Consider the following 551-nt stretch of genomic DNA (forward strand, 5'->3'; position numbering starts at 1 on the left):
ACCGCCGCCAGTTGGTTCGGGGCGTGCATCTTCCTGATTGTAGCCGCCACTATCCTGCGCTCGTTCTTCCTCTAAACCTGCGGCTATGTCTGACGAGTTGTTGAGGGCTAAGCCCGAAAAATATCAGGTAAACAGGGGTATCGGGAAGCCCGTGGAGTTCAAGGGGCTGAAAAGCCAGTACCTCTTTATCTTTTGCGGCGGCTTGCTCGCCGTCTTCGTAGTGTTCATCGTCCTGTTCATGGCAGGCGTGAACCAGTGGCTATGTATCGGTTTCATCGTGTCGGCTTCGCTGCTGCTCGTGTGGCAGACGTTCCGGCTCAACGCCAAGTACGGCACGCACGGGCTGATGAAAGCCGCCGCACGCAAACGGCATCCACGCTTCATTATCAGCCGAAAGGCGATACCCCGATTATTCACCTACAAAAAAAGAAAGGAAGAAAGACCATGAGAAATATGTTAAAGGCTACCACGCTGGAAAGGAAATTCCCCCTTTTGGCGGTGGAGAACGGCTGCATCATTTCAAAGGATGCGGACATAACGGTGGCTTTCAG

General features: G+C 53.4%; 3 protein-coding genes. All 3 read left to right on the forward strand.

The features are described 5' to 3' along the window. Positions 1 to 75, forward strand: a 75-nt coding sequence (locus DXA74_RS16165) for a DUF4134 family protein (protein ID WP_118261746.1), incomplete at its 5' end; no start/stop codon positions are given. Positions 76 to 85: 10 nt separating this feature from the next. Further along, a complete protein-coding gene (locus DXA74_RS16170) occupies positions 86 to 448 on the forward strand; it encodes a DUF4133 domain-containing protein (protein ID WP_007566699.1) in 363 nt (120 codons plus the stop codon). A gap of 5 nt (positions 449 to 453) precedes the next feature. Continuing rightward, the coding region (locus tag DXA74_RS16175; RefSeq protein WP_233550598.1) for a DUF3875 domain-containing protein at positions 454 to 551 on the forward strand (98 nt) is incomplete at its 3' end.

Source organism: Bacteroides sp. OF04-15BH, assembly GCF_003477995.1.
Taxonomy (GTDB): domain Bacteria; phylum Bacteroidota; class Bacteroidia; order Bacteroidales; family Bacteroidaceae; genus Paraprevotella.